The following is a 15,752-nucleotide window of genomic DNA, read 5'->3' as shown; positions in this document are numbered from 1 at the left end:
GTGATGTCAAAAAAAGGAGTTTCAAAAATAACAGGAAATACCTCTCCCAAAATTGGAGAAGCTACAGTCTATAGCGTTACCGATTGGTACCCAGCTACACCGCAATCTCAACGAAGTGACGCTGCTGTAACCTGGGAATTGTTTAAGAAACGTTCCAACGGAAGATTTACTTCTACTAATATTAAAAAAACAGGCTCGGGAACTTTTACATTCGGAGAGGTTGCCCAAAGAAATACCTATCGTCTCGAAGCTTATCTCTATGAGCCCGAAGGAAACGGCCCCACAACTTTAGACATCAATCCGCAACCTGTTGCAATTCCGAGAATCAACAAAGTAGAGCTTCAATATGTAGATGATACGCCGGGAACGGTATTTAGCTATTCTGAAAAAATGCGTGCTAGAGCACAGTGTGTGAATCTTACAGGTCAGAAATTAAAATTTTCTCTTTGGGAAGATGATGCTGTCGGTGAGGGGCATAATGCCAGTAATCTTTTAATTGAAACCAAAGAATCAACTGTTGACAGAAGTGGTGTTGCTACCGCCGAATTTATGTTGACGAGAGCTTTGATGCAAAAAGCAATGCGGGGAGAAACTGATCCTCAAAAGCTGGAATTTTATGTAACGGTAGAATATTTTTCAGACAGAAAGCATGCAACCGATAATATACATGTGAATAATCCTTCACATATTCCGGCTTCAACATCGCAAACAAGACCTCAATCTGGAAATACTACGCCTCCTCCGGCTACACAATCTCCACGTCCTTCAAGTAATGTTCCGCCAAGAGCACAAGGTTCACCCGCCGAATCAAAACCACAATCCCAAAAAGAAGAAAAAGGCATTTTAGATACGGTAAAAAACTGGTGGGATAATCTTGAGCTTTGGGACTGGGGAGAATCACAAGGCACTATCAATCCGACACAGACTCCAACACAGCAGCCTGCAGGAGGCAGAACAGTGAGTGTGGTGCAAGATTCAACAGTGGAAGAGCTTTTGGATGCTTATTTTGCGAAAAAAGAATATACCAAGCAAACAGGTGAAGTTGCAGGCAGTTTTGAATATACAATCGGAAGCAACGGAAATAGATCTGCGACAGATGCAGAAAAAAATCGTATTGCCGGAATTATTCTTGGAAAATCTGCTGTAAAAGCATTGGCGGAGAAAAAAGAATATACAACTCTTGAAGCAATAAAAGCTGGATTAACCAAAGACGTTTATAATAAAAATGAAAAGGTTACTTTCCAGACTTTTAAATTAGGTGCAGAGTTTAAAAAAGTAAACAGTGCTCCTCTTGATACGAAGTTATATTTAGTCGCAAGAACTTCAGGTTTAAACGGAAAACAGGCTACTTTAATAATCAAAGAGAAAGATGGTCTGCTAAAAGGTTCCGCAGGTGCTGTCTTACCCATTTTAGAAATTACCGAAGCACAAATGGAACAGGCTACACCGGCCACAGGTGAAGTTCCTGGTACTGAGAAATCGCAGTTTACAGCGACCATAGAAAATGGGGTAGCAAAAGTTCCTATTCATCTCAGACCAAAATCTAATGATGAACTGAAAATTTGGAAAGATAAATTAACCAAAGGAAAAGAAGACGGAACATACGATTACACATTTGCAGGTGTTACAGCAATTGCTAATGAAACGGCTAAAAAAAATATAGCAAAGGCAATACTTACGAATGCAAAAGAAGGAAAACGAGGCAACCCCAAAATTGAAGATGGTAAAGCAGCATATTTGGAAGACATTGAAAAATCTTTAGAAATAAAAACGTATAATCCCGGTGATAAAATTACATTTAAATTGTACAAAAAAGAACCGGAACTTCTTTATATACAAGCTAAAGCACAAGGCGAAAAGCAACATGATAAAGATTTTCTGAAAACCGACGGAGCCTATTTTACCGTAGGAAAAAACTGTGAATGTGAACAAAGAATTCGTGCATTTATGAGGATGCTGAGAATAGGTGAAGGTACTGAAGGCGAAAAAGGCTATACCACTCAATATAGCGGTGCGCAATTTTCTGATATGTCAACGCATCCTGAGACGGTGATCACGGCAGGAGCATATTCATCTTCAGCTGCAGGTGCTTACCAGATTATGAGATACACCTATTGGTGGTTAAAAGGTGAAAAATTAACTTCTGATAATAAAAAAGCTGGTGTTTATGAGGAATCTCATGATTATGTAAAAAAATATTCTATACCAGATTTTACTGCAGAATCTCAGGATAAATTATGTGTAATTATTTTAAAACATAAAAGATCAGGCAGTTTAGATTTGATCACCAAAAACCAGATCAAAGAATCATTAGAGCAATATGGAAGCTACGAATGGGCAAGTCTTCCTCCCGGAAGATATGGTCAGCCGGCTCAGACAATGGATGTTGCTTTAGCGAAATATGAAAAGTTTTTGAGTGAAGAATTGGCAGGTACCAGTGATTTACACATTAAAAAAGGATTTTTAAAAGAATTCGGCATTCCATGTAATTGTGGAAATGAAGGAGGAAGTTCAGACTGGCATCATCCTTTAGCCAGAATGGAGCTTCGAGGATGGTATGGAAGCGGATTTTCTCCCCAGTCAAGTGATCATGGTGACGCTCCGATCAGACACAGCGGTAGTCATGACGGTTTAGATCTTTATGCACCGATCGGAACTCAGGTTTACGCCTGTGTAACCGGTGAAGTACATGAAGTTTACGAATCTACTACTTATGGTAATACAATTAATATAAAAGGTGATTATAAAGGAACTACCTACTATTTCTTCTATGCTCACCTTTCAGAAGTGAATGTCAGCGCAAAAGATCCGGTCGTTGCAGGAAATCCTATAGGGAAAACGGGTCAAACCGGAAATGCTTCAGGTCAGGAATCAAAAATGAACCACTTGCATTTTGAAGTACGAACTACCGGAAACAGAACGGGCGGAAGAGTAGATCCTCTCACTACAATTGCAGAATTAAAAACAGGCGTCAACACGAGTCCTGATCAAACAACCCAAATATAATATCAAATGATCAAAAAAAAATTAATATTCATATTCTCTGTATTTATCATTTTTACAGCCTGTAGAGAAAATAAATCTTTTTCAAAATCTGCTGTATCAGATGGGGTTAAAGATACACTGATTTCAAAGGCTTCCTCTCAAAAAGATATTTACATAAATAAGGAGTTTTTTTCAGGGGATGAAATGACTGATGTAGAAACCTATAAAACGGCAAAGACAGGAATTGATAGCCTAAGCTATAGTATTTATAAAGAGAGAAATACAAAAAACTATATTTTTTCTTTAGAGAAATTTTTGAAAAATGATGATGTCGAAAAATATAGAATTACAGATACGCTCAATCTTAAATCAGCCGATGTCACTGTAACTACAGAAACTGTAGGAAACAACAAAGTTTTGTCATTGAAATGGAATCAGAAATTACTTAAAAAATGGAGCTTTGAAACCAATACTATTAAAACTTCACAATGGATTGGCAACTTTTCAGGCAGCTTTTTAAGAATGAAAGAAGAATCCGGAGATCCGCGAAGCAAGGGGATGATCAATATTCAGATCCAGAAAAATTCTGCTCAATTTCAACTTGACAGTTATGTTGAGAACATAAAAAAAGACTTAATCATTTTAACTGAAAAGGATAATGAAATTGTACTCTCTGAAAAAAATAACAAGAATTCTACTTTTATAATGACAAAAAACAATAAAAAATATTTTCTTAAAAGCAATTTTATCAATAAAACTGTGGGTGAAGATGATACTTATGAAATGATTAAGCAGTAATTAAATTCCACACCTAAAATTAAGATGATATAATTTATGATCCTCCATTTCATTCGTCACGGTGATACCCTCCAAAGTGTTGCCAACCAAATTAATCTTGAAAATCCTTTGTATATAAAAGAATTTCACAATCAAAAATGTGCGAGAGAAGATTACATTTTGGATGATTTGGTTGTTGGAAAAAAATTGTTTCTTCCAGATAATCAAACGATTCAGAAATACAATGCAAAAAACGATGCTCCATTCAAAAGTCCAGAGCAAAACCCGGTTATAAATTTCACTCCTGAGGAATTTAATTCACGGTATAAAATCAATATCACAGAATCTTCGGCTGATAAAAGGGCAACGTTTAAAAAAAATTCGTTTTCATATAACATTTCTCTAAAATGGATAGAAAATGAGCTCAACGAACATGTTTTTCACCTCTCCAAAAGTGATTTTTCAAATATAAATGATACAAAAATCGGTGATTTGGCAATCGCATGCATACAATCGATCAACCCGATTGAAATCCGTACAAATTTTAAAGGTGAAATGGTGAGAATCAATCTCCTTGAAGAAACCGCTAAAAATTTTCCCCGTATCAAAGAAAAATTATTAGATCAGTTTCCGGATCAGTATGCTAAAATTTACATTGAAGAATTTGAATTTGCGGTTCTCAATAGTGAAGTATTTCAAAAAAAAATGAAAGAAGACTGGTTTATAAAAACCTATTTTGCCAATATCAGAAATGAGTTCAAGAACGGCAAATCAAATGTAAGGCTGTATCTGGACGGCAAAAATTCTTTGACAGATATTCAGCAAACGGGTTTGATTTCAGAAAACTACGATATTATTCTCACTCAGAGTTTTGCAGGTAACCAGCCTGAAAATAGCGCTGTTTTTACAGGAAATTATACGCTCAGTCAACAGCAGGGAACTATTAAATCTTTAAATATATATTATTCTTATTCTGAATACAATATAATATATTCTATTGATTTTCAAGTTAATGAAATTGTATAATCGACCTTTCCCTTCATATTCAGTCGTATAATTACGACAGGCAATCGTAGAATTACTACAAAAATTGAGAAATTTAAAAAAAAGGCATTGAGATTATTTTGGTGTAATTATCTTTGGTATAGAAAACAGATCAACAAAAATATTAACGATTAAAATTTATCTATCATGGCAGCAAATTCAAGAGGAATCTTAAAATTCAACGGCAGTGAGGGTCAGAAATTATTAAAGCTGAACTACAGCGTGTCCCGATCTACAGACGTATCGGGTAGAGTAGCCTCCGATCCTTCAAATGCAATTATCAAACTAACGATCGAGGCGACAGAAAAATCTGACATTCTGGAATCACTGTTAAACGGAAAATACAAGCCTACTTCCGGAGAGATCACCTTCAACAAATCTCACGAAGAAGGTACTCTGATCACCCTTAATTGGGAAAACGGTTACGTGATCCAGCACGAGGTAGACTTCGATGCGGTAGACGAAAACTCCATGCTGATCAGCTTTGTGGTAAGCGCCGAGAAAATCAACTATGGGACAGCAGCTTACGAAGGACTTTGGCCGTCAAGCTAAAATCCGGTTATCAATCAAGTATTATGGTAAACAAAGACTGTCCCTCAAGACGGTCTTTTTTGTCTGAAATTTATTTTTGGGTCGTATTTATTGACTTTATTTTTTAGTTTTATTAAAAGGCTCTGCTCCCAAGAATGTTTCCGATATCTTTTGATAAAGCAAGACAAAACCAATGGAATTTTTGCTTGAGCAGACTCACACATTAAATTTAAATACAATAAGAAAATATTTAAAATAATAACTAAAAAAATAATTCTAAAGTATTCACCATGAGTCAAGTAAAGAAAAGAGTGCTGAAGATCATGCGGTATAAATTCTGGCAGAGCCCTTTAGATTACAGCAATCTTAAAAGTATGCTAAAGTTCACCCCGGAAGGCTGCTGAATGAAAAAAAATGAATAACTTTAAATCACCACAATCACACATATTATGTCAAACACCTTAGAACCATCCAGAGGCAGTTCTTTTCGCCCCTCGCAGAATGCAGAAGGGGTATCAGAAAGCCATCACAACGGCATCAACCGTTTGGTAAAATTATCTTTGGTAATTGAAGGTAAAGTTATCAGATATTACAAACACTTCAAACTCACCCAAAGCGCTCAGCGCCATCATGAGTTTACCCTTACGCTTTCCCACGACACTCTGGGCGACCGCCAGACACACACCCTGGAAGAAGCCAACAAGTTTTTAGGCAAACGTCTCACGGCTGTAATTTCCTACAAAGATATCGACAACAGCCCGGAAAGAACATTCGTTGGCGTCATTACGGGAGTAGGTTTCAGCCAGGAGAAAATGAGCCTCGGGAATATCGTATTATCCGGTTACAGCCCGACTATTTTGCTCGATGGTGCGCCCCATATCCAGAGCTTCGGAGGCAGCCAGCCGGTGAATATGGGGATTATTGCAGAAGAAGTGATCAAGCAGGGTTTAGACAAAAGCCGTTTCGACATCAGAATCGATACCAACGATTATTCACAGATCGTCTACAGCAGCCAGTACGACGAGACGCATTACAATTATCTTGCGAGAATGGCAGAAGCCTACGGCGAGCAGTTTTATTACGACGGTGAGGTTTTACACTTCGGGAAACTTCCGCCCCAGAATAAAGCGATCAAGCTTACCTACGGCAGCAGTGCCAATGATATTAAAGTTGAATTGAAAGCGGTGCACACCAAGCCTCAGTTTTACGGCTACAACAGCAGCAGGCACGAGAAGCTGACTTCAGGGGCGACTCCTATTCAGCATGTGGGAGATCTGGCCAAAACAGCTTACGGGCATAACGACAATATTTATAAAACACCCTCACTGCGAGTGGCCCCTATCAAGGCAACGACCCATCTTGATGTGGAATACTCACAGAAAAGCACTTCGGGAAGCGAGGCAGTGAATGTTTTTAATATCTCGGGTTCCACTACGGTTCCTTTCCTTCATCCGGGCTGCTCGGTAGATATCGAAATGCGCAAACCGGATACAAACGAAACTTCGTATTTTACAAGAATCATGGTCACAGAAGCCACGCATGAGATCGATACGATCGGCCATTACAGCGGAAGTTTCTTGGGGATAGCCTCCGACACGGGCTTTTTGCCAAAGCCAGAATTTACAATTCCCAAAGCCGAGCCGCAGATCGCAACGGTGATCTCCAACACTGACCCGGAAGGACAGGGGAGGGTTCAGGTAAGATTCGACTGGCAGACGAATGACACGACCCATTTTATCCGGATGATGAGTCCTGATGCAGGGGGAACCGATAAGATCACGCAAAACAGGGGCTACGTAGCCATCCCGGAAGTGGGAGACCAGGTGATGGTCAATTTTGTGCACAACCATCCCGACCGACCGTTTGTCATGGGCGGAATGTTCCACGGACAAGTAGGTTTGGGCGGGGGAGCCAATAACCATTTAAAATCAATACAGACCCGCAGCGGAATTAGAATTTTAATGAATGACGCGGAAGGAAGTGTAAATATCATCGACCCAAGCGGGAATACCTATTTTATGGATGGTGCCGGTAATATTACTGTAACTGCTCCTAAAAATATGACATTCAATGCCGGAGAAAATTTAGACATCAATGTCGGCCAGAATATGACCACATCTGTCGGGATGAATAAATCTGATACGATCAGCTTAAACCATACTCAAAGCGTGGGAGCCATGAAAATGACCTCTGTAATGGGAGATACCAGTATGTTTATTACAGGTAAACTGACAGAAATGATTGAGGGGGATGTGCATAGCGAGACGAAAAAAGAAAGAACTGAATTATCACATGAAGATATTCAGTTTACTTCAAATAAGAGCATCAATAAAAATGCTCAGCTGGAAGTGAAAAATAACAGTGGCGAGATCAGCAAAAATCATTAATTATGTCACGCACCAGAATTATTCAAGGAAAATATATAAAAACCGTCGGTGGTGATTATAACATTTCTTCTGAAGGAAACATTTTCTCAAGTGCTTCCGGTGAAGTAAGAGAGAAGGGTACTGATAACGGAGTGCTGTATAATACTTACGAGAGACTAGGAAATGAAATTTCAGAAGATTTTGAAATTTCATTTTCACTAAAAAAAGATAGCGGTTATTCAACACTGGTTCCTTTCGGAGTATTAGATTTTGAAGGAAACTATGAGAATGCCAATTTCGCATTCAATTATTCTTTAATGCTTGGAAACATAGATTCTTTGGAATTTAAGGTTTTAAACGAAGATGGAAGCACACTGTTTGCGATTACCAACTTGCCCGATATTGTAGTTACAGCAAGAAGGCTTCCTAAACTTTCAAAAGATATTTCTGATAAAAAGCCCGAGTACGATTTTTCGAATCCTGTAAGAGTATGGGATTGGAAAAGTATTTTCAATTCATATAATACACCTTCATCAGATTACACCAAAATTGGCTCCTATATTATTTTTTGGGATGGTTTTGATAATGAAAATAAGTATGACAGTTCAAAATTCAACAATAAAAAACTGAAAGCGATCATCACCGCAAGTAAAAACGGCAAACAGAAATCTAAAGAAGTTGAGTTTTCTACAAACTATGATGAAGTAGAATGGGTAGATGTAAAAATAGATAAAAACAACAAGAAAATAGATGCGACTTTACGTGTAAACTTAAAAGACGGAGGTGCTGAAGGTCTGGAATGCTCTTCTCACTTATCAGGAATGAAAGACGAAACACGTTGGGTAGAAACCTGTCCGTGGGACAAAATACCTGCAAGTGAGCTGGTTCCCGGAAAACCGCCCTTAAGAACAAGAACACGAAGCTTTGCAGATTTGGAAAAATTAACGATTGACGGATTAAATTATCATTGGGGAAGAAATAAAAATCATGCTGCAGCTAAAGACGTCAAAATTGTAGGTGAAGCATATGAAGTATATGTAAATGCGATCAATACGACCGAAAAATCCATGGATGATATAAGCCTTGTCTACAATACCAACGGGAGCTGGATGCGTTCCGGAAATCCTGGTACTGCAACATTAAACCCAATCTCATGGGTGGGAAATATGATATCACGTGAGGCTGTTTGCTACAATGTGGGATATATAAAATATTCTAACGGCTGGAGTTATGAGACCGAAAATAACGAAGATGTTGAATTTAAAGAAACTGCTGCGCATGAAGTTGGCCACGAAATATTAAAATCCTATGGTGGAACAGTTTATTCATATGGGCATAAAGGAAGTGTAAATGTTGTAACCCAAAGTAATAGTGATCGCTCTACAAATTATCCTACTACCGGAGAAATAGACATCATGCCGTATTACAATAATTACATTCCGGTTTCGGAAAGAAGAAGAATGTCAGCTGCAGAAAAGGATGTTCTTAGCTTAGTATGGTTAACCAAATTAAAAATCAATTAATTATGCATGGAAATTTTCTAAATATTGTTTTAGTCATTTTTTTGAATTCTTGTACTTCGATGCCTAAATTTTATGAAGGTTATATTTTTAATAAGGATAAAAAACCCTTATCCAATATAAAAGTCTGCGAAAACAATAAAAGTAATTGTGTTTATACAGATTCCAAAGGTTATTTTAGGCTTGAAAAACAAAGAAACTCAATTAATGATTTAATAGTTTTTTCTAAGAGTACACCTGTTGATACGATCAAAACAGTTTGGAGCCAACATGGTGAGAAAATTAATTATTCATTTGTTGAAGGAAAAAAGGATACCCTCTTTTTAAATATTAAGTAGTATTAAATTTATCATTTAGATTATTACTGATTGAGAGTAGAAATATTAGCAGTCAGAGGATATTTTATTTGCTTAAAATCAGTTAGTTATATTTAACATTTACTTTACCATCAAACAAAGTCGTAGTTCTACTACACGAAATCGTAATACTACTACAAAAAGTCAATTAAGTGCCGTAAAAGTTTTTATAAGCAGTTTTTGGCTCTATCTTCGCTTTAGAAACAACATCAAATCACAAAATATTAATTTTTTAAAATTTACAAATTATGGCAGACAACTCAAGAGGAATCTTAAAATTCAACGGAAGCGAAGGACAAAAATTATTAAAGCTTAATTACAGCGTATCTAGATCTACTGATGTTTCCGGACGTGTAGCTTCAGATCCTTCCAACGCGATTATCAAGCTTACCATTGAGGCGACAGAAAAATCTGAAATCTTAGAAAGTTTGCTAAATGGTAAATACAAGCCAACCTCTGGCGAAATCACTTTTAATAAATCTCACGAAGAAGGTACATTAATTACTTTAAACTGGGAAAACGGTTACGTTATTCAGCACGAAGTAGACTTTGATGCCGTAGACGAAAATTCTATGTTGATCAGCTTTATTGTAAGTGCAGAAAAAATCAATTATGGAAATGCTGCCTACGAAGGTATCTGGCCAGGAAATTAAACCAAGCCCTCATTCAAATCTATTAAGTTAGATTATAGAATAGCATGCAGTTGTATGCTATTCTTTTTGCTTACATCATAAAATCAACCTATGAAAAAATTAACCTTAATAATGCTTTTCTCTGCATTTTCTTTCATCTCAAATCTTTATGCACAGACAAATTCTCTTGCCAAGACAACCTGGAAAGTTGAGACCGTACGAAAAGACGGCAGTGCTGTTTTTAGTAAAATGAAAACGATTAAATTTCCTTCAGAAGAACCACAATTCCATTATCTGCAGTTTGACGGTGACAAAGAATATCATACTGGCAATGCATGTTTTGGGATGTTGGGAACATACAGTATTCAGGAAAATAATCAGATAGAAATTAGTGAAGGTGCAGCAGATATGTCCAGCGATTGTAAAGAGCCAGAAACATTTATCGGAACGTATTACTACAAAATCGACAAAGACCGTCTGGAATTGATTCCTGTGAAAAATTAGTTTTCAAAACTTTTTTGAGTTTAATTATAACATCTCCTTTCGAAATTCTCAGATAAAAACAACCCATTTTCTTATATTTGTTCATTATTCAAAATATGGACGCAACACAGGACAAAAGGCTTTTTTTGATCGATGCTTACGCAATGATTTTCAGAGGATATCACGCAATGTCAAAAAACCAGAGATATACCAGTTCCGGGATGGAGACAACAGCTATTTTTGGTTTTATGAATTCCTTGATTGAACTCATTAGAAAAGAAAGACCGACTCATTTAGCGGTAATTTTTGATGTCGGTCAGGCAAGTATCCGCACAAATGATTATGCCGACTACAAAGCCAACCGAAGCGAAACACCAGAAGCCATTAAATTTGCTATTCCATATATCCATCGTATTTTGGAGGCTATGCACGTTCCAAGTTTAGGTATTGAAGGATACGAAGCTGATGATGTGATTGGTACAATTGCCTGTAAAGCAGAAAAAGAAAATTATACGAGTTTTATAGTAAGTGGAGACAAAGATTTTGCTCAATTGGTTACCGATAAAATTAAGCTGTATAAACCAGGGTTTAGGGGTGGCGAAATCTCAATTTTAGGGGTAGAAGAAGTGAAAGCACGATATGGAATTGAAGATCCGAAACAGGTGATTGATTTCTTGGCGATGATGGGAGATTCGTCGGATAATATTCCCGGCTTGGATGGTGTGGGAGAAAAAACCGCCATGAAATTTCTTAAAGAATACGGCAGTATCGAAAACCTGTTGGCCAATACCCATCAATTAAAAGGTAAAATTAAAGAAAAAATAGAAGCTTCTGCCGAGCGTGGAATTTTATCAAAAAAATTAGCCACCATCATCTGTGATGCTCCGGTAGAATTTCATCAGGAGCAATACGATCTGGAAACTCCGGATTTCGAAAAAGTGAAAGAAATTTTCGACGAGATTGAGTTCAGAAGACTGTATGAAAATTTATACCGTGCCTTTGCTCCTGCAGAAACTATCACAGTAAAAACAACAGTTATTGAGACGGATGGAATTGTCATCAGCGGAAGTGAAGTAACAATATCAGAGACACCTCAACAGAAAGTAGCAAGAAACGTAGGTCAGCTGGATCTTTTTGCCAATTTTGAAGAGCTCGATCAGGCAACTTCTACGAAAGAAACCATTGAGCAAAATGATCATTTGTATCAGTTTGTAGACAATCCGAAAGCTCAGAAAATCTTAGTTCAGAATCTTTTAAAACATAAAGCGGTTTGCTTCGATACAGAAACGACTTCTTTAAACGAAATGGAAGCCGAATTGGTAGGAATGAGTTTTTCCTATAAAAAAGGTTTGGCCTATTATGTTCCGCTTTCTAAAGATCAGGGCGAGGTTTTGCAGACGTTGGAAATATTCAGACCATTTTTTGAAAAAGAAGATTTGCTGAAGATCGCCCATAATCTGAAATACGATTACAAAGTTCTCAAGCAATACAATATTACAGTAAAAGGCGCCATGTTTGACACCATGATCGCACACTACCTTTTAAATCCTGACGGAAGGCATGGGATGGATTATCTTTCGGAGGTTTATTTAAATTATAAACCTGTTTCCATTGAAACCATTATCGGTAAAAAAGGAAAAAATCAGGGTAATTTCCGTGATGCAGATTTAAGGACACAAACCGATTATGCTGCGGAAGATGCAGATGTGACTTTTCAATTGTATGAATTATTTGCACCGCAACTGAAAAAAGAGAGTCTCGAAGATTTATTTTACAATATCGAGATGCCGCTCATGGAAGTTTTGGCTAAAATGGAACTCGAAGGAATTTCTCTTGACGAAAAATGGCTCGCACAGGAAAGCATAGATCTGGAAAACGATTTAAGACAGCTAGAATCTAAAATATTTGAGATTTCGGGAGAAGAGTTTAATATGAATTCACCAAAACAGCTGGGTGAAGTTCTATTCGAAAAAATGCAGCTTGACCCTAAAGCCAAAAAAACAAAGACCGGACAATATGCTACTTCAGAAGATGTTTTGCAGAAACTCTCTACCAAGCATGAGATCATTCAGCATATTTTAGAGTACAGAACCTATCAGAAACTCAAATCAACGTATGTTGACGCATTACCGTCACAGATTGATAAGGATGATAATCGGGTACATACCAATTTTTCACAGACAACAGCGGCAACAGGTCGTTTGGCGAGTGTCAATCCGAATTTACAAAACATCCCGATCCGTACATTGAGAGGTCAGCAGATTCGCGGCGCTTTCGTTTCCGGTGAAGGGAAAAAAATTATTTCTGCCGATTATTCACAAATCGAATTGCGTCTGATAGCCGAAATTTCGGGTGAAGATAATATGATCAAAGCTTTTCAGGATGGTGAAGATATTCATGCTTCCACCGCTGCGAAACTTTTCAATATCCCGTTGGAAGAAGTTTCAAAAACCCAGCGTGGACAAGCAAAAACCGTCAACTTTGGAATTTTATACGGTCAGGGAGCTTTTGCTTTGGCAGAACAAACCGGTTTATCAAGATCTGAAGCGAAGCAGATGATCGAAGCCTATTATGAAACTTACCCGAAGTTGAAAGCATATATGGCTGAACAAGTACAGAGAGCCCGAGATATGGGTTATGTAGAAACGATTTTAGGAAGAAAACGTCATTTGAAAGACATCAACTCCGGAAATTTTGTTGTGAGAGCCCATGCTGAAAGAAATGCTGTCAATGCTCCCATTCAGGGAAGTGCCGCTGATGTGGTGAAAATGGCGATGATTAAAATTGACAGAGAGTTGGAAAAAGAAAAGCTGCAGACAAAAATGCTGCTTCAGGTGCATGATGAATTACTGTTTGAATCACCGATCGAAGAAGTAGAAGTCGCGAAAAACATTATTAAAATGGAAATGGAAAATGCTATTGAAACGCAGGTTCCGTTACTGGTTGAGGTAGGAGTAGGGAATAACTGGCTGGAAGCTCATTAAAAAAATATATAAAACTTCCGTATCGTAGCGGGAGTTTTATTTTTATAATTTGTTGTAAATACTTATTTTTTATCACCTGATTTTTTAACCAAATGATATCAACAGCATTTTTTTAAATCACTACTGGCTGTAGCAGAAGATCTATCAGAGAATTTTTTCATATAATCTTTGCTTGGAAATTCACCTTCTGAGAAAATACTTGAAATTAAATTTACGATTTGAGAGGTAATCTGATAAGGTGGCTTCATTATGATACTATTTTGATACGATCAAAGATTAAAGAATTTGTTGAATTAACTTCTTTTAATACTCAATCTGAATCCCGCCCAAATACACCAAAGAAAATTCCTCAGCTTCCACAGAAACAGGTTTTGGAATTTGCCCTTGGCTTACGAACAGTAAAGAGTTGATTTCAAATTTCAATTCCAGCTCGTTAATTTTGTTCACCAATTCCGGAAGCCACTGATCAGCAAATGAATACTCTGAAAAGTTTTCGTAGATGTTCTTGCTTAAATTTTCAAAACCATATTCAGCTAAGTCATTGTCAAACCAAACGGTGTCCTGCGATTCCGCAAATTTTGAGATATAATTGTCATCATCTTCCTCATTCAGATAATAGTTTTCATCTTCTTCTATAAATTGATCAAATTCTTCTTCTGAATTGAAATTCCCTACCCAAAAATCTAAGATCTGTGTATTCATGCCTGCTTTTTTGAAGAGTCAAAGATAAGATTAATAGTTTTTAAATAAAAAAGTTTACCGGATTTTCCATCATAGAAAGCGTTTTGTTATCGCCAATTCACTTAGATTTAAAAAGATTATATCGAGGCTTTTTTTATTAAATGACTTTTTAAAAACAGTAAACTTATAGCCTTAAACTCTCAAAACTCCCCGAAAAGCTCTCGCAGCATAATAAGAATTGGCGCTATTGTGATATACAAAAACCGTATCATATCTCCGGTCACAAAACAGCGCGCCGCCCAAAGCTCTGATCTCTTTCGGTGTTCTGATCCAGCTTGATGTCTTCAGATCAAATTCTCCCAAAGTCTGCAAAAAACGATATTGACTTTCGTCGAGAATTTCTATACCCATTTCAATGGCAACATCCATTACAGAATTTTGAGGTTTATTTTCTTTTCGGGAATCTAATGCCTCTCGGTCATAGCACAAGCTTCTCCTGCCTTTCGGACTTTCTGCCGAGCAGTCAAAGAAAATGTATTCATCAGTTTTTTTATCATAATCTACCACATCGGGTTCGCCGCCGGAAATTTCCATTTCATTCAATGACCAAATTCTTTGCGGGTTAGCTTTCAGTTTATCTTCGATCTTCGACCAATCTATTTTCGGGTGGCGTTTGCTGTTTTTTTCAAATCGCTGTTGCAAAATATCCAGGAGTTCTGTCGTTTCCCTTTCAGATAAATATTTTTTTGATGTCATAGTGTTGTGTTTATTTTAAATTTAGGGAAAATAAATTAATTTGTCATTCGTTAGATTAGTTATGAAACTCTTCTTCCAATTTCACTTTCAGAAATCGTTTTTTTTAAGCGTGAGATCTGTGTTTTTTCCTGCTTGGCGCTCATGATCCAGTGAATTGTAACTTTCTTGTAAGATGGTGCTTGTTTTTCAAAAAATTCCCAGGCTTTTTTATTGCCTTTAAAGTGCTTTTCATACTCATCGGAAAGTTTAATATTTTCAGTTTCGTGAGAATAGATTCTGGATTTATTTTCTTTTCTGAGTTGAAAAGCTTCCAATCCCGCAGGTTGCATCAAACCGGCTTTAGTCAAATCTTCAATTTTCTGAATATTAATGGCACTCCAGATGCTAGTTGGTTTTCTAGGGGTAAAACGGTTGCTGTAGCTTTCTTCATCAATTGATCTTCGAACACTGTCGATCCAGCCAAAACATAGAGCCTGATCAACTGCTTCAGACCAAGTAATCGATTGTTTTTTAGTTCCGATTTTATAAAATCCGACAATAATTTCTGTTTCTTTTTTGTGGTTTTTCTCAAGCCATTTGCGGAAATCTTGCGGAGTTTCGAAGAATGTAGCGTTCATTAATTTTATTAGCTTTTTAA

The 15,752-nt window shown here is 37.1% G+C and carries 13 protein-coding genes; 10 read left to right on the top strand and 3 right to left on the bottom strand.

Features of this window, described 5'->3' with window-relative positions:
* The first annotated feature begins 3 nt into the window (after positions 1–3).
* The 10 genes from K0U91_RS02375 to polA all read left to right on the top strand — a co-directional run bounded on the left by K0U91_RS02375 (position 4) and on the right by polA (position 13,678).
* Positions 4–3,006 carry a peptidoglycan DD-metalloendopeptidase family protein gene (locus K0U91_RS02375; RefSeq protein WP_220180274.1) on the top strand — a complete coding sequence of 1,001 codons (3,003 nt, stop codon included), beginning with the start codon at positions 4–6 and terminating at the stop codon, positions 3,004–3,006.
* 6 nt (positions 3,007–3,012) lie between these two features.
* Positions 3,013–3,783, top strand: coding sequence for a hypothetical protein (locus K0U91_RS02370; protein WP_219970910.1), 771 nt, complete (start codon positions 3,013–3,015; stop codon positions 3,781–3,783).
* A 36-nt stretch (positions 3,784–3,819) separates the two neighbouring features.
* A complete protein-coding gene (locus K0U91_RS02365; protein WP_220180273.1) occupies positions 3,820–4,788 on the top strand; it encodes a hypothetical protein in 969 nt (322 codons plus the stop codon).
* Between the two features lie 165 nt (positions 4,789–4,953).
* Entirely contained in the window at positions 4,954–5,358 is a 405-nt protein-coding gene (gene tssD, locus K0U91_RS02360) for a type VI secretion system tube protein TssD (RefSeq protein WP_219971757.1), read from the top strand.
* A gap of 428 nt (positions 5,359–5,786) precedes the next feature.
* The gene (locus K0U91_RS02355) at positions 5,787–7,724 is read left to right on the top strand and encodes a type VI secretion system Vgr family protein (RefSeq protein WP_220571812.1); all 1,938 of its coding nucleotides are present in this window, start codon (positions 5,787–5,789) and stop codon (positions 7,722–7,724) included.
* Between the two features lie 2 nt (positions 7,725–7,726).
* Positions 7,727–9,226: a hypothetical protein gene (locus tag K0U91_RS02350; RefSeq protein WP_220180265.1), complete on the top strand. Its 1,500-nt coding sequence runs from the start codon at positions 7,727–7,729 to the stop codon at positions 9,224–9,226.
* A 2-nt stretch (positions 9,227–9,228) separates the two neighbouring features.
* On the top strand, positions 9,229–9,561 hold the full coding sequence (locus K0U91_RS02345; RefSeq protein ID WP_220180264.1) for a hypothetical protein: 333 nt from the start codon (positions 9,229–9,231) through the stop codon (positions 9,559–9,561).
* Between the two features lie 266 nt (positions 9,562–9,827).
* Entirely contained in the window at positions 9,828–10,232 is a 405-nt protein-coding gene (gene tssD, locus K0U91_RS02340) for a type VI secretion system tube protein TssD (RefSeq protein WP_219971223.1), read from the top strand.
* Between the two features lie 90 nt (positions 10,233–10,322).
* Positions 10,323–10,715 carry an META domain-containing protein gene (locus tag K0U91_RS02335; protein WP_220180263.1) on the top strand — a complete coding sequence of 131 codons (393 nt, stop codon included), beginning with the start codon at positions 10,323–10,325 and terminating at the stop codon, positions 10,713–10,715.
* Between the two features lie 95 nt (positions 10,716–10,810).
* A complete protein-coding gene (gene polA, locus K0U91_RS02330; RefSeq protein WP_220180262.1) occupies positions 10,811–13,678 on the top strand; it encodes a DNA polymerase I in 2,868 nt (955 codons plus the stop codon).
* Positions 13,679–13,981: 303 nt separating this feature from the next.
* Here the strand turns inward: polA and K0U91_RS02325 are convergent, their stop codons facing one another.
* The 3 genes from K0U91_RS02325 to K0U91_RS02315 form a co-directional block, all read right to left on the bottom strand.
* Positions 13,982–14,380, bottom strand: a complete 399-nt coding sequence (locus K0U91_RS02325; protein ID WP_220180261.1) for an immunity 22 family protein — start codon at positions 14,378–14,380, stop codon at positions 13,982–13,984.
* Positions 14,381–14,551: 171 nt separating this feature from the next.
* Complete coding sequence (locus tag K0U91_RS02320) at positions 14,552–15,115, bottom strand: DUF4256 domain-containing protein (protein WP_220180260.1); 564 nt, start codon at positions 15,113–15,115, stop codon at positions 14,552–14,554.
* 59 nt (positions 15,116–15,174) lie between these two features.
* Entirely contained in the window at positions 15,175–15,732 is a 558-nt protein-coding gene (locus K0U91_RS02315; RefSeq protein ID WP_220180259.1) for a YdeI/OmpD-associated family protein, read from the bottom strand.
* Positions 15,733–15,752: the final 20 nt, after the last annotated feature.

It is taken from the genome of Chryseobacterium sp. LJ668, from assembly GCF_019613955.1.
GTDB lineage: Bacteria > Bacteroidota > Bacteroidia > Flavobacteriales > Weeksellaceae > Chryseobacterium.
Note: the sequence above shows the minus strand (reverse complement) of the source record. Positions and strands in the feature narration are given on the sequence as shown.